The organism is Roseofilum halophilum BLCC-M91 (assembly GCF_030068445.1).
GTDB lineage: Bacteria > Cyanobacteriota > Cyanobacteriia > Cyanobacteriales > Desertifilaceae > Roseofilum > Roseofilum halophilum.
In genome coordinates this window covers 24,469-46,525 of record NZ_JAQPOK010000079.1, presented here as the reverse complement: position 1 = coordinate 46,525, position 22,057 = coordinate 24,469, and the positions used below count along the sequence as shown (strand labels likewise).

Genomic DNA, 22,057 nt, shown 5'->3' with positions numbered 1-22,057 from the left:
TTTGATGCCTCCTGTACTGTCGATTATAAAGTAATTAATTTGATATGATTTACTAGGTCACTGTAGAAGTTGATCGAGTTGATCGATCGCTTGATCAACCGCCAGATCGATTTCATCTTCAGAAAGCTGATGAACTTCAGAAAATAGACTTTCTGAAACCTCTAGTTCTAAGGAATCCTTATCTAATAAGGCTTCTGGTTGTTCCGAGGTCAATTCTGTATCATCTGATGACAGAATAACTGTTTCTTCTAAGTAATCAGTTAGGGACTGAATATTAGGATAGTCAAAAGCGAGAGAAGAGGGCAATAAATAATCTAAATCTGTCTGCAACTTATTCCTCAACTCAACAGAAGTCAAAGAATCCATACCTAGGTCAAAAAATCCGGTCTCTAATGAAATAGATTCGGGATCGTTGATTCCTAAGAGTAGAGCCAAGTGACGGCGTATATGAGCGACTAACAACAAGCGACGTTCATCAGGTGTTGCTGCCTTCAACTTTAATACAAATTCTGACTTAGATGTTTCAGAAGTTGTTTGGATTGTTTCCTGCCAAGCTGACCAGTCAATCGGTCTCACCCCTACTTGTAATCCTTCAACTGTGGCAATGATTTCTCCTTCTGGACTCACTAGCCTCACTTGAGCCGTTAAACTTCTTTGACTTTCCACCGATGTGGAAACCGATGCATAGGCCCACAGGGAAAGCCCTGGACTACGATATACTCTGAACTGCTCTACCCCTACTGTCAGATAAGTTTGATCGCTCTCTACTTCTGGCAGTGCATGATAAATCACCTGCAAGGCTGCATCTAATAATGCAGGATGGAACTGATAATCGATTGTTTGTGCTATCAATTCTTCAGGTAACTTAATCTGAGCCAATGCTTGGTTTTCACCCGACCATAACTCGTAGATTCCTTGGAAACTGCTGCCATAATCAAGCCCTAATTGCCGATATTGTTGATAATGTTGTTTTACTTCTATGGGTTGACTGCACTCTGCTTTATATTTTTCTAGGTCTACTTGGGTTGGAGTTGTATCGATTGGGGCAGTTCGGATTTTTCCTATGGCATGGAGTATCCACTTGGGTTCCTCTTGGTGCTGTTGTTCCTGTTGAGAAAAGATTTGGAATTGGTAGCTTTGGTTGTCAGATGGAGTAATTATAGTTTGGGCTGATATCAATTCCCCAACTGGCAATCTTAATCCCTGCTGGATGATGAGGTCTTCTACAACCAGATGAGTCGTCTTCAATTTGTAATTTCCGGCAGCTTGAGCCATTTCTAAGTAGGCTGTTGTCGGAAACATTGCTCGATCAAAGACGCGGTAGTGATTAAGGTAAGCTGGGGAGTTTTCCCCTAGTAATGATTCAAAAATTTCTTGCTTACCGGCACAATTTAGTTTTTGACCTAATAGGGGGTGGATATTTGGGCTGGTTGACAAATACTGTTTTTTCAGGGAATTATTGTTGCTCTCTACCCAATATCTTTCTCGTTGGAATGGATACGTTGGCAATACTACCTTCTGACGCACATAGTTTGGGTCAAACCCCAACCAATCTATTTTGACTCCTTGTACATATAACTGTCCTAAACTTGAAAGCATCTGTTGCCATTCTTCTACTCCTGGACGCAACGATGGCAACCACACACCCACCTCTTCTGGTAAACATTGCCTTCCCATTCCCAACAAAATGGGTTTGGGTCCAATTTCTAGGAATAATTTATATTCTTGCTGATGCAAAGTTTCCATGCTCTGAGCAAACTTCACGGGTTGGCGCACATGACTCACCCAATATTGTGCTGTGGCTATGCTGTTGTCTGCCTTGGTTCCTGTAAGGTTGGATATTATTGGTATCCTTGGTTGATTGTAAGTAATTTGATTCGCTACAGCTTCAAACTCTGCCAACATGGGTTCCATCAATTGTGAATGAAAAGCATGGGATACTTCTAGTTGTTTGCTCTTGACTCCTTCTGATTCAAAGTGACTACAAATCTTTGCTATGGCTGCACTCTCACCAGAAATTACTATACTTTCTGGTCCGTTAACTGCTGCTATGGTTACTTGGGAACTATATTCTTTTATGGCTTCTGTTACCTGAGATTCTGATGCCCTGATAGATACCATCTTGCCGCCAGAGGGTAGCTTTTGCATCAAGTGTCCCCGCATGGCTATTAGTTTGAGACCATCTTCTAGGCTAAATACTCCTGCTACGGTTGCCGCTACATATTCACCTACACTGTGACCCATAACTACATCTGGCCTGACTCCCCATGATTCCCATAATTTGAAGAGGGCGTATTCTATGGCAAATAGGGCGGGTTGGGTATAAGCGGTTTGGTCTAATACATCAGAAGTTGACTTTTGTGTATCTAACGAGTAGATAACTTCTAATAGAGGGACTTCCAGATAGGGTTGTATAATTTGGTTACATTCCTCTAAAGCTTGACGGAAAGTCGGTGCTTGTTCATACAGTTTTCTTCCCATATTCGCATACTGGGAACCTTGCCCTGTGAAGAGGAACGCTATCTTCGGACTTTTCCTATTTTGTTGTCCTGAAAATACTCCTACTGGTTGTTCCTGAGTTTTCCACCCAAGCAGTTTTTCGCTTAATTCTTTGGGATCGGATGCGATCGCCCCTAGTCGATGATTAAAATGGGTTCTGCCTGTAGAAGCGGTATAACATATATCTGCTATTTCTAAGTGAGGATGAGTTTCTAAGTAATTTTGATAACTACTGACTAACTCTTCTAGAGCCTTTTCTGTTTTCGCTGAAAGAGTTAATAGATGAATTGGACGTTCAACAACATTCTGACTTTTAACTTGAGAGGGAGCTTCTTCTATGACTAAATGAGCATTAGTGCCGCTAAAACCAAAAGAACTAACAGCAGCTCGCCTTGGTTGATTTTCTAATACTTCCCAATCTTTGAATTCTGTATTGACATAAAAAGGGCTATTGTCAAAGTCAATATGCGGGTTGGCTTGATTAAAATGTAATGATGGAACTAATTTTTGGTTTTTGAGGCACAAAGCTGTCTTGATCAAACCAGAAACCCCAGCAGCCATTGCTCCATGACCAATATTAGTCTTTACTGATCCGATGGCACAAAACTGTTTCTTCTTAGTCCATTTAGAAAAGGATTCTGTTAAAGCTTCTACTTCTATGGGATCTCCCAGAGGTGTTGCTGTACCGTGAGCTTCTACATAACTAATCGTTTCTGGGTTAATGCCAAACTTCTGATAAACTGCTTCTTCTAAACTCGCTTGAGATTGACTACTAGGGGCACTAATTCCGTTAGTATTACCATCATAATTGACTCCTGTTCCCTTGATCACGCCATAGATATGATCCTTGTCTTGAATGGCTTGGCTATACCTTTTTAATAAAACAACACCGCAACCTTCACTCCAAGTTATACCTGATGCTTCAGCATCAAAAGTTTTGCAACGTCCTTCAGGAGATATCATTTGAAACTTACTTGACGTTATTTGTAAGTCTGCTGTTGATAAAATGTTAATGCCTCCAGCGATCGCTATTTCGCTCTCCCCTCTTTGTATACTTTCACACGCTTGATGAACAGCCACTAATGATGATGAGCAAGACGTATCAATAGCTGCTACCGGCCCCTTCAAGTCAAGGAAATAAGCGATTCTTGCGGGTACAATAGACAGTATATTCCCTGTCAGTACAAACCGATGAGTATTTAATCCAGAATTTGACAATAAATTGATATAATCACCTGTTGAGGCTCCAACAAATACTCCACACTGTTTGCCTTTGAGAGAGTCACTCGCATATCCAGCATCCTCTATAGCGTGGTAAGCCTCTTCTAAAAATATTCTTTGTTGAGGCTCCACAAACCGGGCTTCTTCCGGAGAAATCTTAAAGAATAAAGGGTCAAATTTATCAATTTCATCTAAAAAACCAGCACATTTTGAATAGGAAGTACCTGGATGCTCTGGATCTGGGTGATACCAATTTTTTTCTTGCCATCTTCCAGGAGGAGGTTCGGTTACACTGTCCACTCCATTCTTTAAATTTTCCCAAAATTCTTGCCAGTTATTTGCCCCTGGATATCGACATGACATGCCAATGATTGCTATATCTGTACTCGCTATATCATCTACACCATCCTGACTAGGGTTCAGTATTTCTGGTTCTACTGCTTCTAATAATAATTTTTCTGCTGTTTCTAAAGAGATTTCTCCTGAACTCATTAAAGACAAGATTTCTTCAGAGCTACCTAAGTTGATCGACTCGCTTTGTAGATTATCTGTGCTTTCTTCTTCTTGATTTCCTAACAATAGCTGTTCCGCATCTTCCAAGGAAAGTTGACCCGATTGCAATTCAAGTAATATTTTCTCCTGGTTACTTATAGGCTCTTGACTTGAATTTTGAAGTTTACTGCTGACCCCTTTCATTTCGTCAAAAGTTTGATCGATTTTACTGACCACCTCTGATTGACCAAAAGTTATGTCATGCATAGCCACTTCTTTCTCTACGAATTCCGGCAGCTCTTTATTGATTCTTGTTTGTAAGTGTTTCTTTAATGTTATTAAAGATAGTCTCGGTTTTTCCGACAGTTCATAGGCTAATTTTTTGGCAACTTTTAGCACATCTTTTCTCGGGACAACTGGAAAAGAAACACCCCGTTCAGCTAACTCCTTCCCTCGATAGTTTCGGGCAGTGTACATCATTTCTAGCCCTAATGCGCCTAATTTCTCTGGGGCGATGAAGGTACATCCCATACCCGGAGTAAAACCATACTTCATGAAATTAGCGGTGTAAATACTTTCTTGACTGAGTACAACCAAATCTGCATACAATCCAAGAACTAAACCTCCACCAATCGCATGACCTTGCATCGCTGCAATTACGGGTATTGGACAATCTAGTGCTATTCTAAAAAAATCGGAATCACTACATTTAATTTCTCCTTTGCTAATACTAATTAGTATTTCTTGTGTTCCTCCGGAACTAAAATAATTTCCATAACCGGTCAAGATTGCGACTTTGTAACTTTTGTTTTGAGCAACTGCCTCAAAGCATCTGGATAATCCCTCAATTATTTCCAGAGAAAAGATATTGGAGTTCTCTTCATCTCTCATGGTGATTTGCACAACACCATTACCCAACTCCACGAGTTGGACTACATCAGAGTTGCTCTTTGCCACGTCCAAATTAAGATTTAGGTTTGCCATGGAAATAATCCCTCTTGTTGAAAACGTTTAATTTTTTCTTGAACCGTGGGTTCTGTTATTAGTCTAAAAATCTCATTTACCGCTAAATCTTGAGTTTCTGCTTGAACGATCCATAACTGACTAATATAGTTTTTTAGCTCTTTCACCCCTGATGAAGGTAAATACTTTAAACGTCGAATATATTTACTAATTAACTGATTCGTACTACTGCCATATTCATCAATTAATCCCCACTTCTCAGCTTCTGAGGCTGAGATGGTTTGAGTTGTTAGTGCTAAACGGTAGGCTTTTTGAAACCCCACTCGACGAATCAAAAAAGGCAATACACAAGCGGGTAATAACCCAAATAATAATTCTGATAAAACAAAAGTTGCCGTTTCATCAGCAATAACTAAATCACTTGCTGCGACTAAACCTACCCCTCCTGCCTGGACTTTTCCACGCACAACTGACAAAATCACTTTGCTACTTTGAGACATTTGTTTCAAAATATCGTAGTAAGCGTTATAACGTCCTTTTGGATCGAGTTCTTGTGCTGTTGCTACTTCTCCAAAATCCATGCCTGTACAAAAGACATCAGGGAGTCCTTCGAGTATGATGACTTTGACTACTTCCTCGGCTTCAGCAGCTTGCAACGCTGATAACAATTCTATCGTTAACTGACTATTAATGCTATTGTTAGCTTCAGGTCGATAGATTTGAATCCTTTGTACAACGCCTTGATCGCTGATTTTGAGGGTTTGATAATCCATAGCTATACCCATTCATATTCTCGGTGAAAGTCTTTGATTTGTTTCAGCACTAAGCGACCTTTGCCTTCAATTTGTTTCCATACACTAGGAAAGAGTTTGTAATCTAAAGTCACATTTCTAGTGCCAAAGGCAACTGTCGAACTATAATTCAGTAACTGCTCATATTCTTCCATGCTTAAAGAATAGCGCGTTGCTAATTGTGATGAAATGTTTTGTTGAGCTTGAATTTCCTTTGCTTCTGGGGCAACAACTCCACTATAAAATTCTGAACAACAACCCGATCCATAAGAGAATATGCCTATCCGTCGAGGTTTGCTAAAATCTGCATTGTCTATCATACTAGCTAAGGATAAAAATACGGTTGCTCCCATGATATTTCCTACTTGTTGGCAATAGATTAATCCTGGCATCACCCGTTTTTGAAAGTCTTCTTCAATCTCCACCGGTTTGGCTCTTTTCAACTTACGCATCATACTTCGGTGAGCGCCTTTTACCATCCCTCCAAAGGGAGTATGAAAGTTTAAGTAATCAAAAGTTTTTTGGTAATCTACTCCTTCTACCCGATCTTGATACTGCTGATAGGCATTTTCACAGCAATCTAGGTAGGATAGCAAGGATAAGTCTGCATCTCCTGCTTCTGAGTCTGGGTTAGGTCTACAAGTATCCATGACTTCATAGCCATAGTAACCATTACATCCTACATCAGCTTGGAAAATTTTAGGAACTTCACTGACTAACATAGCGACTGCTCCAGCACCACTACTTGATTCGGCAAAGTACCAATCTTCGTTGATAGCTTCTCTTCCCTTTGTGACAATAAACCGGGATATATCAGTTCCTATAACTAAAGCTTTAGCCCCTGGAGAGGTTTGGGATAAAATTAAATTGAATGCCATCTGTAAGCCTGCTGTAGCTGCGTAGCAAGCTTGCTTAATCTCAAACATTCGGCAGTTACGACTTAGCCCCAAATAATCTTGAACATAAGTGCTGATAGATTTACCAAAATCAATGCCAGACTCAGTACAAGCTATCACCATTTTGATTTGTTGTTTTTCCAGATTGCTGAGGCTATCAATAATGGGTTTGGCTGCATTAATGGCATAAGAAACTGGGTCTTCAAAAGGCATCGCTACTGCCTTTTCTTTCATCATTAGATTATCGAAGCGAGTCATGTCTAACTGACGTGCTTCGCCCAACATTCGCACATCGATTTTAGCCGAACCTCCATATATATTTAGGGCTTCAATTCCAACTTTTTGCATGATTTCACTCCTGATTTATTATAGATTTATCAAATCTTCCTGAAAGATCGTACTATGTTTTTGCTTGATTTTTGATTTGTTGAATCATTTGATTTCCTTCCTGGACGGTTAATTCTTTGTTTGCCACTTTCTTCAATATTGAGCGTAGTTTTTGTGCCATGTCTTCTTGAGAATTTCTAGGTGAATCGTCTTTTTGAATGGTTTTTTTATACTCTTTTGGTAAAAGGATTCCTTGGGTAGCGCCAAGTTCCTGGGTAATATACTTTGTGAAATCTAATAAGGTTGGGTAGTCGTATAGTTTTGTGGCCTTGATGTTTAAATTGTAGGTTTTATTGATTTCAGTTATCCATTCGACTCCCACAATAGAATCTAAACCTAAATCGACAAACTTTTGGTCTTCTTCAATTTCACTGATATCCGCATACAGAGCTTCCGCTAACTGTTGTTTCAAAAGTTCTTTGATGTGTGAGAAATTGTTCTGGGAGGGAGTTGATGGTAGAGATGGCTTGCCGATCGCTGTTCGAGTTGGGGCAGATGGCGATCGCTCGACATCAATCTTTCTATCCTGAGTTGATAGGCTGTCAGCGATATACTGTGCCAAATCTAACAAGGTGGGGTAATCGTATAGTTTCGTTGCCTTTAGATTGAAATTGTAGGTTTTATTAATTTCAGTTATCCATTCAACTCCCACAATGGAGTCTAAACCTAAATCAACAAACTTTTGGTCTTCTTCGATTTCACTGATCTCTGCATACAAAGCTACTGCCAGACTTTCTTTGAGGGTTTCTTTGATTTGAGCCAGATTGGTATCGAGGCTCTTCAATTGGGTTACATTTTCAGATTCCCTATCAGCAGGTTTTGCTTGAACCACCAACTGCGGCACTTCAATTTTGGCTGGAGGTTCTAGAGTTGGGGCAGCACTTTCTAGATATACTGATTCTGGATCTGATAATCTCAGTTTGGGTGGGTGCAAGATTGTATCTTCGTTCATTGGTTTGTCCTTTAGCTGGGGATTGAGTTCATCAAGTTTTACTTTTTCTGCCGATGTTACCATCTTTTTCTCTTGAGCTTTCCGTTGTCGAATATCTGTTATCCAATAACTTTTTCGCTGCCAAGGGTAGGTTGGTAACTCTACCTTATGACGGTAATAATCCCGATCAAATCCTAACCAATCAATGTTGATTGCCCGTACATACAATTCTCCCAGACTTTGGAGCATTTGTAACCAGTCTGGTTTTCCCGAACGTAAACTGGGCAGCCATAGTTTTTTTTCTCCCATAAGACACTGACGACCCATACCTAACAGTACCGGTTTTGGCCCTATTTCTAGGAAGATTGTAGCACCTTGTTTGTGCAAAGTTTGTATTCCTTGGACAAACTTTACGGGTTGACGGACATGAGTTACCCAATATTGTGCTGAAGCAATACTATCGTCTGCTTGTTTTCCTGTAACGTTGGATATGAGTGGTATTTTCGGTTGATTATAGGTAATTTCTTTGGCTACTGCTGTAAATTCCGTTAGCATTGGTTCCATTAATGGGGAATGGAAGGCATGGGATACTTGTAGTTGTTTGGTTGTGACTTCTTTTGATTCAAATAGACTACAAATACGGTCTATGGCTGCACTTTCACCTGAAATTACGATACTTTCTGGTCCGTTAACTGCTGCTATGGTGACTTGGGAACTATATTCTTTTATGGCTTCTGTCACCTGAGATTCTGATGCCATTATAGATACCATTTTACCGCCGGAGGGTAGCTTTTGCATTAATTGTCCCCGCATGGCTATTAGTTTGAGGCCATCTTCGAGGCTAAATACTCCTGCTACGGTTGCTGCTACATATTCTCCTACACTGTGACCCATAATTACATCGGGTTTGATTCCCCATGATTCCCATAATTTGAAGAGAGCGTATTCTATGGCAAATAGGGCGGGTTGGGTATAAGCGGTTTGGTCTAGTACGGATGAACTTGGCCGATCTTGAGCTGCTGGATAGAGAATTTCTAGTAATGATTTTTCCTGAAAAGTTTCTAAACTACTTAGAATTTGATTACATTGCTCCAGTGCTGCTCGGAATACGGGGGCTTGTTCATATAGCTTTCTTGCCATGTTCAGGTATTGGGAACCTTGACCTGTGAAGAGGAAAGCTACTTTTGTGGCCGTAATTTCTTTAGATAATTCTCTGGAAAAGATGCCTGTTGCTTCATCTTCTCCTAGGAATTGATGCAGTTTTTTGGCTAATTCAGTTTGGCTATTGGCTATAACGGCTAGTCTGTGGTTAAAGTGAACTCTTCCTGTATTGGCAGTGTAACAAATATCTGCAAGATCCGATTCTGGATGAGTTCCTAGGTAATCACAATAACGACTGACTAACTCTTCAAGAGCTTTTTGTGTTTTGGCTGAGAGAGTTAATAGATGAACTGAACGCTCTAAGGGATCTTGAGGGTTGCCTTGTCTGGGAGCTTCTTCCAGGACTAGATGAGCATTGGTTCCTCCAATACCAAAAGAACTTACCCCGGCTCGGCGAGGAGTACCATTGCTACTCCATTCAGACAGATGGGTGTTGACGTAAAATGGACTATTGGGAAAATCAATTTGGGGTGATGGTTGCTTAAAATGTAAACTCGGTGGTATTAACCCATGTTTGAGAGCTAATACGGTTTTGATTAGGGATACCACTCCTGCTGCTGTATTCAAGTGACCTACATTGCTCTTTACCGAACCTACAGCGCAAAATTGCTTTTTCTGGGTATGCTCAGAAAAGGTTTTGGTTAATGCTTCAAGTTCAATGGGGTCGCCTAATTCTGTGCCAGTACCATGAGCTTCTATATAGGTAATGGTCTCTGGATTAATTCGAGCGATCGCCAAAGCTCTGGAAATAACACCGATTTGACCGTCTACGCTCGGTGCTGTGTAGCCCAATTTGAAAGAGCCATCATTATTAATGGCAGAACCCTTAATGACTGCCTGAATACAATCTCCGTCGGCGATCGCTTGAGAGAGGGGCTTGAGTAAAACCACGCCGACACCATTACCAAAAACTGTCCCCTGAGCGTTAGCATCAAAGGGTCGGCAATGACCATCTGGGGAGAAAATCATGCCTTCTTGGTAGGTGTATCCTACCTCTTGGGGGACTTGGATGGAGACACCACCGGCTAGTGCCATATCACATTCACCACTGAGTAAACTTTGGCAAGCCAAGTGAACTGCCACTAATGAAGTTGAGCAAGCGGTTTGAACGTTGATTGCTGGGCCGGTGAGGTTCAATTTGTAAGCGGCTCTGGTGGCGAGGTAATCTTTGTCGTTGCCAAAGAGTTGTTCTAGGGAGCGCTTATTGATTACGACCAGATCTTTCTCTCCTATGTAAGAGATTAAGTAGCTAGGGATTCCACCACCGGCGTAAACTCCAATTGAACCTTGATAAGTCTTGGGATTATAACCCCCATTTTCTATGGCTTCCCAAGCCGATTCTAAGAAAAGTCTTTGTTGTGGGTCTATTTCTGTCGCTTCTCGTCGAGAGTAGTTAAAGAAGTCAGCATCGAACATATCAATGTCCGAAATCCGAGCGTTAACTTTGACATAATTGGGGTCATTCAGTGCTTCAGTCGTGACTCCAGATTTTAGTAACTGTTGATCGGATAACGAGGAGATAGACTCTACACCATTTTTGAGGTTTTCCCAAAATTCTTCTAGGTTTTTAGCTCCTGGGAAGCGTCCAGACATGCCAATTATGGCAATATCCCGATTATCTTGATGTTGCTTGAAGGGTTTGATTGGGTTTTTTTTGCTGACTTGAGCTTCCCGATCGCCGATAATAAACCGACTTAAGGAATCTACGGTGGGATAGGTCAGCAGGTCAACCACTTTTACATTGAGATCGACAAATGCTTCTCGCAGTTTGCTGTAGACCTGGATGAGGAGTATTGATTTGCCTCCCAATTCAAAGAAATTATCGGTGATTCCGACTTCTTCTAGCTGAAGCACCTCTTGCCAAATCGAGGCGATTTTTTGCTGAGTTTCATTGGCTGCTAGTGGAGATTGCTCTGTCTGAGGTTGTTCGAGTTCTCGCAGCCGTTTACGGTCTATTTTGCCATCTGGTGTTAAAGGAAATGCTTCTAACTGCACAAAATCAGTCGGTAAAATTTGGCTGGGAGTACCAAAGCGATCGCGCACTGCCAACTGTTGCAACTGAGCGATCGGAAAATTCTTGGTTTTCGAGGTAAAATAAGCGGTTAACTTTGAGAGCTTCTGACAAACCCCCTGGCCATTTTCAGTCTGAGCCGGAGAATTATCGATGGTTTCCAAGCTAAACTTGCCATCTGCTCCCTCTGTTGCTACGAAAGTTCTCGGAGCTGTCGTTGCATCAGCAGCCATAACGGGCAATCCTAACCGTTTGGCCAGTCCAATTCGGGCTGGCTTACCGGTCATGCCTTTGGGAATCGCACTCATCCACACTAAGCATTCTGGCAACCACTGAAGTTCGAGTTCTTTTTGCTTCAGGGCAAACTGACGTAGGGCGGCTAACGAGGGTCGAGGTTGGTTAGGTACGGGTACGATCGCCGCTCCTACGACTTCCCCCAGAACCTCATGGGGGGCGGCAAACACAACGACTTGACCTACCCCTGGATGTCGCTGCAACACATCTTCTACCAGCATCGGGCTGATTTTCTCGCCTGCCCGATTGATAATTTCCTTGAACCGTCCTACCAGATATACATAACCGTCTTCATCTAGATATCCCTTATCTCCAGTCCTTAACCAACCCTCGATAAAAGCTTCTTCGTTGGGATTGTAATCCATCCAATCCCGCAACTCGTAGCCTGCTGTCACACAAGCACCTTTTACCATGACTTCCCCTTCAGAGTAAGGTGGCAGTACATTGAGGGTGGGTTGACCTGCATCGTTTTCCTTGACCTCGCCAATAATCAGTTGGGGGCCGGCTGCTGGCCCAACAGAACCGTGTTTGGCTAACCCTTGCCCAAGTTGGGGGCTACAAATGGGCATGGATTCTGTCATGGCGTAAGTCGGCAAGATTTCACAGTTAAAGGCCTTTGCCATGCGTTCAGCGATCGCAGGGAGTAGGGCGGCGGAACAGTTGCGGATCAAGCGGAGGGAATGTTGGGGAGCTGCTCCTGTTTGCGCGATCGCCTGTTCTGCATATTCAAGAATAGCTTGGTGCATGGTAGGCACAGCCGAGTACCAAGTCACATTTCTCTGATTTCCTCCTGGGTGAGGGAAATTTGGGGTAGCATTTCCATTCTCCGCGTCTCCGCGTCTCCGTGTCTCCGTGTCTCCATGTCCCTCTCCTTCTCCTGCACCGGGTTGTAGCCAACGGAAGAAATCAGCTACCCCATTTTCTGTCCCATATAATCCCGGCGTGCAGAGTACACTTGCACCAGCGAGCAACGAGGCCAGAATATTCACCGACAAACCGTGAATATGGAACAGGGGCATAATATTGATACAGGTGTCTTCTGGAGTTAGAGCGATCGTCCGACTTATTGTCAGAGAACCCGCAGTCAAATTCCCATGAGTTAAGGGGACTGTCTTCGGTTTTCTAGTTGTACCACTCGTATGTAACACCAAAGCCACATGGTCGCGAGTCGGTTTCTCCCTCCTATTCCCCTCCTGGGAGGGGTGAGGGGTGGGTTCTGCCTTCTGACTAGCCGTCACTTCCTCCAGAGTAAACACACCACAGACTGAAGGATCGGGGATTAGCTCAATAACACGCACCCCCAAGCTTTCTGCACAGGCTTTTAACTTGGCATTACTCCTTTGGTTAGCTTCACCCCTTTGGAGTATCAGTGCCACTGCACTCAAATCTTCTAACTCAAAAAGAACTTGTTTTTCTGTCAATGATAGGCTGATGGGAGCAAAGACACATTGCTGTGCTAGAGACAAGAATGCTACTGCGGCTTCTGATCCGTTGGGCATTGCCGCACAGACACGCTCAGTAATACCAATCCCCAAATGGCTGAGGTTAGCGTTGTCTGGTGGAGATTGGACAAATGCTTTGAGAGCTGCATGAGTCAGGGGTTTTCTCCCATCAACACCCAGAATTGCTGGGCGATCGGTTCCCGGTAGTAAATCTGTCCAAGTTTCAAACTCTACTGATGCAGCAATTTCGTCTACTTGGCAAGGCGAGGTGCTTGGTGATAAGGAACTTTCAGGTAGTATTTCAATTTTCCCTGTCTCCGCGTCGCCCCGTCCCCGCGTCCCCGTGTCTCTCTCTCTCTCCGTCCCCGCGTCCCCGCGTCCCCGCGTCCCCGCGTCCCCGCGTCCCCGCGTCCCCATCACTGGGGCTGGATGATACTGAACCATTACTACCGCTTCTTCTATTTCTGGGTGCGATTCTCCTACGGAGACGCTAAACGAACGCAGTTTTTCTTCCCAACGGGCAATCAAATCTGCGTCCATAACTTCTATGGCAGCTAAAACAGCTTCATCCACTTCACCTAATTCTGTCCGAGGCAAGGTAGATACAGGTACATAAGCAGCAGGAAGTAACTCAGAAGACAAACGATCCTGAAGGAATGACTCTATTTTCTCTACAGAAAAATCACCAGCAACCACTACATAAGCCACATCTTGATTATCCCTAGTTACAATCGCGTAGTCCTGAACTTCAGGAATCGATTCTAAGGCAGTTTTGAGCAGAACCTGTTTTCTTGACTGACTGTGCAGCTCTCGGAAATGCACCTTTAGCTGTGGAGAGAGTTCTAATTCAGTGACTTTCCGATCGGTCGTCTCAAGGCATTGTTCGAGAATGAATAAGTAAGAATCAATTAGACCTATAATCGTCTCCTCTTCAAACCAGTTTGCATTGTAAGTTAATCCTCCTTTAATCTCTTGATTGACTTTGAATAAAGTGAAAAATAAATCTATATCTGTCGGCAATTTGCCCTCGATCTTCGTAGCCTTAAAATTAGAATGATTTTGAGCATTTTCGCCAAAATCAATATAGTCAAAGAAAAGCTGAAATAAATTCTTATATTGTTGATAAGTGTGGTGTTCAACAAACTCTGCTACATAATTTAGAGGAATATGTTGATTAGCATAAGCTTCTACCATAACTTCTTTGACTCTGGAGAGTAATTCCTTAAATTCCAAATGCTCATCAACCTGAGTCCGCAGTAAAATAATATCAGTAAAGAAACCAATAGCGGATTGAAGCTTGGGATGCACTCTACCTGAAACGGGCAAACCAACAACAATATCCGACTTCAGAGAATACTGAACTATCAAGACATAGAAGACTGACAGAAAGACAACGACAGGAGTAATACTGTACTCACTACTTAACTGTTGAACCGCAGACCAGGTACTAGCAGATATTTGAAAAGATTTGTGGTTACTTTCAAAGCCCGATGATAGTTGCAAATTATCAACGGGTACTGGATATAAAGTCGAAACACCAGTTAGCTGCTGTTGCCAATAATTGAGTCCTTTTTCTAACACCTCTCCCTGCAACCACTGTCGCTGCCAAACAGCATAATCTCCATATTGAATATCCAAATCCGTTAAAGGAGATGGTTTTTTCTCCAAAGAAGCATCGTATAAAGTTAGCAGTTCCTGAGTTAATAAATTAATGGATAAACCATCACCAATAATATGATGATACACTAAAATCAAAGCGCCATCCGTATCGCCAAACCGGAGCCATTTCAAATTGAATAATGGAGCTTGAGCTAAATCAAAAGACCGTCGAGATTCTTGGGCAATATTTTCCTCAATCAGATCTTCTATTTCAGATTCGCTTAAATTTGAATTATCTTCAACAACAATACTCACCTCTAGCTTAGGAATAGACACCTGAACTAAAGCCCCTTCAACTAAAGCAAAACTCGTTCTCAGTATCTCATGGCGATCGATAATTTGCTGCCAACTATTTTGCAGCAATTGAATATTGATTAAACCTTGAAGCCGCACTGCTTGACATAGATTAAGCGTTACATTGTCTGGCATGAGTTGGGCTACAGACCACAGACGCTCTTGCTGATAGGAGAGAGTAAAGTTTCTATCCCTATGAACGGGCACTAAAGGTATAGAGTTAACATTAACACTACTACTTCTTTGCTGTAGCAATTGTAGTAACTCAATCTTATTTTGGGATAACACCTCTCTAATTTCTGCTGTTAAGGAACCCTTGGGAGCATTAACTTTTAGTTCATCACCCTCTGCCCAAACTTTAATACCTTGGCTAGAGATTTTATATAATAATTTTTTAAGATTCATAACTTAAGTATCTCCCATTTTTTATTGTTCAAATCAGCTTTTTTGTAATTTCGTCTTTATCAACTATAAAGTGATTTCTTCTCGCTCTTCGTCTCGATCTATATCTTGAGCCTGCGAACTATTTAAAGCCGTAATTTGTTCGAGCAAAATCTTCTCTCCAACTAAGTTTGCTATTTGGACAATACTAATGCCATCAATTATCCTTTCTAGAGGAAGATCGAATTCTAGTTCTCTCAGCAATAAGTTTCGCAATTCAACCGCCATCAATGAATCAACACCCATACTCGTTAGAGGTTGCTTGATTCCTATTTTAGCAGTAGTCATGCCCAAAAGAGAAGAAGTTTTATCGATGAGATAATTGAGTAAGATTTTTTCTCCTTCCTCTGGTGGAGCAGATTTCAACTCTTCTAGAAGTTGTTGTGTATTCTCAGTTTCTGTTACTGATGAAATGAAAGCTTCCAAATAGGGAATTTTTTGCCCAGCCGGTAGCTCCCTTAAAAATTTTGACCAGTTAACGGGGAATACCCCGACTTGGGTTTGAGCGCCAGATAACAATGACTCCAATACTTGCATTCCCTGTTCTGGTTTAATAGGAACTATACCAACCGTTTCCATTCGATTCTGATGTTCGCTGGCTAAACGAGCTGCCATGCCTCCTGCTGCCCAAGCTCCCCAGTTGATACTCAACCCAGGTAGTCCCATGCCACGACGATAGTGAGCGATCGCATCCATAAAAGCATTGGCAGCCGCATAATTACCTTGACCAGAATTCCCCAGCATCGAAGCCATTGATGAGAAACAGACAAAGAAATCTAAGGGTAAATCTTTGGTCAGTTGATGCAAATGCCAAGTCCCTTGCACTTTAGGTCTCATCACTTTAGTGAACTGCTGCCAACTGAGGTTTTGCACTAAGCCATCATCCAATACTCCCGCAGCATGAATCACTCCTTTGAGCGGGAACAAGGAAGTCTGTATCTGCTGGAAAATTTGAGCTACATCTTTTTCAGTAGAGACATCACCTAACAATACCTTGACTGATGCTCCTGCTGTTTCTAGCTCCTCGATAATTTTTTGTGCAGTTTCATTGGGAGATCTACGCCCGGTTAAGACAATTTGCTTGGCTCCCTCGGATACCACCCATTGGGCGACTTCTAAACCTAAAGCGCCTAAACCTCCTGTAATTAAATAACTTGCGTCTGGTTTGATCGATTTTTGCTCTTCTCCAGTCTCTGGCAAAGAAACGACCACTTTCCCGATATGCTTGCCTTGTTGCATATATCGGAAAGCTGCTTTCACTTCTGTACTTGGGAAGACTTGATAAGACAGTGGCTTAAGTTTTCCTGACGAACACTGTTGGTTCAATGCTTCTGAAAATTCCGCAATTAAACCAGGTTGTTGTTGGATCGTCACTCCAATATCAAAAGGCAAGTATTCAACATCTGGCCGCGTCTCCATCACCTTTTGTTTTTCCCAAATTCCGATTTTGCCAATTTCTACAAAGCGTCCTTTGTTCCCTAAAACTGCAAAACTCTTATCAATGAATTCTCCATTGAGACTATTTAAAACAATATCTACACCTTTTCCCTGAGTCAGACTCATCATTTCATCCGCAAACTCTAAAGTACGGGAATTCATAATGTGTTTGACACCCATAGACTTGAGAAATTCCCACTTGGGAGGACTTGCTGTAGCGAATACTTCGGCTCCTGCTTGGAGGGCAATTTGAACTGCTGCTTGCCCTACACCCCCAGCCGCAGCATGAATTAATACTCGCTCTCCTGGCTGAATTTTAGCCAAGTGTTGTAACCCATAATAAGCTGTGGCAAAAGTCAAGGGTAAAGTAGCTGCTTCCGTAAAGCTCAGATTTTTCGGTTTAGCCATGACTAACTCAGCAGGAGTCGTAACAAAGCTACTAAAGCCATTGTGAACTATAGCCATCACTTCATCTCCCACCTGCCACTCAGAGACATTTTTTCCGACAGATGCAATAGAGCCTACACATTCTAAGCCAAAGTTAAGTTGAGCTACGTCAGTAATACCCAATACCTGAGCATAATAGTCTTTCAGTAAACCCAAGGAATTGAGGACATCTCGGAAGTTTAAACCGGCGGCTTTGACTTCAATTTCTACTTCATTTGCTTGTGGAGGATGGCGCTGCATGACCTGCCAGTTGAGGTTGTCTATCAGTCCATATTCAGACATCTTCAATTCCACGGGTTGACTTTCTAATCCTAATGTTTCTTCTGAGCTAATTTTCGGCTTTTGTTGTCGGATTAATCGGGCTACATAACGAACTCCCTGACGAATTGCTATTTGGTCTTCATTATTTTGAGAAAATACTTCATCTACCAAACTGGGGAGCATTTCGGAAAAATTAGATTTGGGGTCTAAGTCTATGCGTCCACACCTTAATTCTGGGTGTTCTAGACTCATCACACGCCCTAGTCCCCATAAACTTCCTTGTTGGGGTTGCACAACTTCTGCTGCATCCAATACACCCTGAGTACCTTGAGTCACTAACCACATCGGCGTTGTATGGGTTAATCCAGCTTTCGTCAAGGCTTGCAGTAAATGTAATGCTGTTGCACAACCGAGTTGTTGAGCTGTTTGTAAATCTACGGTTCCCGATAAATCAGTTTCATTGATACTCCATAAGTGCAAAATGCCCTGAATATCAGAATGATCTTGGAGCAGTTTGGAGAAGTGTTCAGCAACAGTGGGATTAATTTGATAATGTTGAGCCTCTAACTGCTGATATTCTAAACCTGGGGATACCCAAATAGAGCTAAGTCCTCTCTGTTGTAAATACTTCCCGACTGATTCTACCCATTCATCAGTCAGGGAAAAGACTAACCATTGACCTGAGAGATTTCCATCAGATTTTGTAGTTTCGGTTAAAGGTTGAGCTTCCCAGTTTATTTCATAATACCAATCACTTAAATCTGAATCTAGACTCTTCAGTAAAGTTTCGGGATTAGCTTTCCTACCCTCAAAACCATTGACCTCAGCTACTAATTTTCCAGTTTGGTCAAATAATTGTATTTCGGCTTTGAGCAGTTTTTCTTCTGACAATCCTTCTTTCAATCCACGGGTATAACACCAAAGCGAACTATTCTCAGGGCGTTGATAAAAAGTAAACTTCTCGATACTGAAAGGAACAAAAGTTTCATTTTGGTCATCAGAAAGACTGAGGTTAAGTGCAGCTACTGACTGAAAGCAGGAGTCAAGTAAGGCGGGATGTATTTGGTACTTAAGAGCATCTAATATTGTCTCAGGTACTTTCATTTGACACAGAATTTCTCCCTCTCCTAACCATACTTGGTCTATCCATCTAAAACTTTGTCGTAATTGGACTTGTCTATCCCAAAGATTCTGGTAAATTTCTGTGCTTTCTATTTTTTCAGGACAACGATATTTAATTTCTTCTATGGTTTCTAGAGACTGTTTTTGCGAAGCATTAGTAGGAGAAATTTTTCCTGTAGCATGAACAGCCCAAGAATCACTATCATGAGAGCTGTCAAAACTAATGACTTGAAATGAATAGTCGCTTTGCTGTGGAGTTAAGGCTACCTGAACATTTCGTGCCCCTTGTTCGGGAATGGCTAAGGCTTGGGGAAATAAAATATCTTCCAGTTGACATCCGGTTGCAGAAAAGGTTAGAGAGGCACTTCCTAACAATAAGGAAATGTGACTTGCACCAGGGACGACAACTTTTTCATATATTCGGTGGTCTGCTAAAAAGGGTAGAGCATGGGTGCTAAACTCAGATTCAAAAAAGATATCTTTTGATAACGGAGATTGAAATTTTCGATCGATTAGAGGATGAAGTTTGGTTGTAGAGATGGCTTGATACTTTCCAGTTTCTACCCAATATCTTTCCCTCTGAAATGGATAGGTTGGCAAGATGACTTTCTGACGAACATAATCTCGGTCAAACCCTGACCAATCTACTTTAGCGCCCCGTACATACAACTGTCCTAAACTTGAGAGTATCTGTTGCCATTCATCTACTCCAGGACGTAGGGATGGTAACCAAATACCGTTATCTTCTGGTAAACATTGACGACCCATTCCTAATAATATGGGCTTTGGGCCAATTTCTAGGAATAATTCATATCCTTGCTCATTTAGAGTGTTCATACTCTGGGCAAATTTTACGGGTTGTCGGACATGATTGACCCAATATTGAGCTGTAGTCATGTCTGAACCTACTTTTTGACCGGTGACATTTGATATGATGGGTATCCGAGGCTGACTATAGGTGACTTCTTGAGCGACTGCTTCAAATTCTGCTAACATTGGTTCCATGAGTGGGGAATGGAAAGCATGGGAGACCTGTAGATGCTTGGTTTTAACGCCTTGTGCTTCTAATTTGCTGCAAAGGGTTGCGATCGCCCCACCATCCCCGGAAATTACTATACTCTTTGGCCCATTTATAGCTGCAATTGTTACTTGTGAATCATACTCACTTATAGCTTCTTTGACTTGAGATTCTGATGCTAACAAAGACACCATTGCACCACCAGGGGGTAATGGTTGCATCAACCGTCCCCGCATGGCGATTAATTTCAGACCCTCTTCTAAACTGAAAACTCCTGCTAGAGTTGCTGCCACATATTCGCCTACACTATGACCCATTAAAGCATTGGGTTTAATTCCCCAAGATTCCCATAACTTCGCTAGGGCGTATTCTATGGCAAACAAAGCCGGTTGGGTATAAGCGGTTTGGTCTAATACACTTGACTTTTGTGCGTCTTTAGGGTATAGGACTTCTAATAGAGGAACTTCTAGATAAGCTTGTAGAATTTGGTCGCATCGATCTAAAGCTTGACGAAACGTTGGCACAGTTTCATAGAGTTGCCTGCCCATATTCACATACTGGGAACCTTGACCTGTGCATAGGAAAGCGATTTTCGGACTTTGGCTACTCCCATCAAGTTGCCCAGAAAATACGCCAACGACTTCTTTCTGAGTTTTCCAGTCAACGAGTTTTTCTGTTAATTCCTTTTGCTCAGAAGCAAGAATGGCTAGTCGATGATTAAAGTGCGCTCTGCCTGTATTAGCCGTATAACAGATATCTGCGAGGGGTAAGTCTGAATAATTTTCTAAATGGTTTTGATAACGACTGACTAAATCTTCTAAGGCTTGTTCTGTTTTTGCTGAGAGCGTCAAGAGATGGAAAGGACGTTTTACGTCATCTTCACTGTTGTCTTTTCTTGGGGCTTCTTCTAAAACAATATGAGCATTTGTGCCGCTAATGGCAAAAGAGCTTACTCCTGCTACTCTTTTCTCCCCTGATGAGAGCCAAGGGGTGAGTTGAGTCGGGACTTTTAAGGGGATATTCTCCCAATCAATATAGGGACTAGGATTGCTAAAATGCAGATTAGGGGTGATTTTTTGATGTTGCAGTTGCAAAACTACCTTGATCGCACCGGCAATTCCAGCAGCAGCTTCTAGATGACCGATATTCGTTTTAACTGAGGCTATGTGCAATGGGTTTTGGCGATCGCGTCCCGGCCCAAACACGCTACTTAAAGCTCTCACTTCCATCGGGTCTCCCAGGGACGTTCCCGTACCATGAGCTTCCACATAACTCACGCGATCGGGTTCTACTTTGGCTGCTTTCAGAGCTTGCTCAATCAGTTTTTCCTGAGCGAGTTTATTGGGCACAGTCAGTCCGCTACTCGGCCCATCATGATTAACAGCAGAACCTCGAATGACTGCCTGGATATTGTCCCCGTCCTTGAGTGCATCCGACAAACGCTTCAGCACTACAATGCCACATCCTTCTCCCCGACCATAACCATCAGCAGCAGCATCAAACGTTTTACACTTGCCATCGGGTGATAGAGCCTTTAATTTTGAGAGTGCAGTGGTCACTTGAGGAGAAAGGATGAGTTGGACTCCTCCAGCTAAAGCTAGATTAGACTCACCCTGACGCAGACTCTGACAAGCTTCATGTATAGCAACCAAAGAGGATGAACAAGCTGTATCTATTGCCATGGATGGGCCTTGCAATCCTAAAAAGTAAGATAACCGACCTGCTGCAAAACAAAACCCATTTCCGGTTGCATCATAAGGGCTAATCTTTTCAACTTGGCTCAAACCCAAGTTCGCATAATCATTTTGACCCATACCCAGAAACACTCCGGTCTGAGTATTTTCTAATTCCTGGGGATTAATACCCGCTCTTTCTAAAGCTTCCCAAGTTACTTCTAAAATAAAACGTTGCTGTGGGTCAAGGCTGTGTGCTTCTTTGCCAGAGATCCCAAAAAATTGCGGATCGAAGCGATCGACCTGCTCCACTAATGCTGCGTGCCGGATATACATTTTCCCCGGAGTCTCAGGGTTGGGGTCGTAGTAAGATTCTATATCCCAACGGTCTAAGGGAATCTCTCTAACCGAGTCTTTACCATTGGATAACAAGTCCCAGAATAGCTCTGGTGTGTTGGCATTGCCTGGAAACCGACAACCGATACCGACGATCGCGATCGCTTCACTTTTTGATAGCTCCATCCTCTCCAATTTAGCTTCAGCTTGTTTTAAAGCTAAAAACATCTGTTTCGATAATGAGAGTTCCTCTTTTTTCGCAGTCGGTTCCATAAAATATT

At 42.3% G+C, this 22,057-nt stretch carries 5 protein-coding genes; all 5 read right to left on the bottom strand.

The window, feature by feature from the left end; translation table 11 throughout:
• Positions 1-57: 57 nt before the first annotated feature.
• Positions 58-5,196: a polyketide synthase gene (locus PJF56_RS09825; protein WP_283762491.1), complete on the bottom strand. Its 5,139-nt coding sequence runs from the start codon at positions 5,194-5,196 to the stop codon at positions 58-60.
• Positions 5,184-5,948 (bottom strand): enoyl-CoA hydratase/isomerase, encoded by a 765-nt coding sequence (locus PJF56_RS09820; protein WP_283762490.1) that lies wholly within the window; start codon positions 5,946-5,948, stop codon positions 5,184-5,186. Before PJF56_RS09820 ends, PJF56_RS09825 begins: the two co-directional genes overlap by 13 nt.
• A gap of 2 nt (positions 5,949-5,950) precedes the next feature.
• Positions 5,951-7,210, bottom strand: coding sequence for a hydroxymethylglutaryl-CoA synthase family protein (locus PJF56_RS09815; RefSeq protein WP_283762489.1), 1,260 nt, complete (start codon positions 7,208-7,210; stop codon positions 5,951-5,953).
• A 52-nt stretch (positions 7,211-7,262) separates the two neighbouring features.
• The gene (locus PJF56_RS09810) at positions 7,263-15,446 is read right to left on the bottom strand and encodes a type I polyketide synthase (protein ID WP_283762488.1); all 8,184 of its coding nucleotides are present in this window, start codon (positions 15,444-15,446) and stop codon (positions 7,263-7,265) included.
• Positions 15,447-15,509: 63 nt separating this feature from the next.
• The gene (locus PJF56_RS09805; RefSeq protein WP_283762487.1) at positions 15,510-22,049 is read right to left on the bottom strand and encodes a type I polyketide synthase; all 6,540 of its coding nucleotides are present in this window, start codon (positions 22,047-22,049) and stop codon (positions 15,510-15,512) included.
• Positions 22,050-22,057: the final 8 nt, after the last annotated feature.